The following is a 279-nucleotide window of genomic DNA, read 5'->3' on the forward strand; positions in this document are numbered from 1 at the left end:
AGCAATCGCCTGGTGCTCGAATTGTCGGCGGGGCCGTACTTCAGCATGGATACGACCAGTGTCGACAACCAGCCGCGCAATGACAAGCGATGGGGCTTGCTCACCTCGGCGTCGGTGCGGTATTACCTCGTTCCCAATCGCTTCTTCCTCAAGATGCAGTACAACCACGTCCAGATGATTGGCGGACACAGCTCCGATGCGGCGCTCTTCGGCATCGGCTCGGATTTTGGCGGCAATCCTCACCCTGCGTCTTGCCGTCCGAAAACGCGGGGTGAGGAT

Annotated in this window: 1 protein-coding gene; it reads left to right on the top strand. The window is 59.5% G+C overall.

Annotated elements, in window-relative coordinates:
* On the top strand, positions 1-279 hold a 279-nt coding region (locus tag FNH21_RS16835; protein WP_206687084.1), incomplete at both ends, for a hypothetical protein.

Origin of the sequence: Arthrobacter bussei (assembly GCF_009377195.2) — a bacterium.
Taxonomy (GTDB): Bacteria; Actinomycetota; Actinomycetes; order Actinomycetales; family Micrococcaceae; genus Arthrobacter_D; species Arthrobacter_D bussei.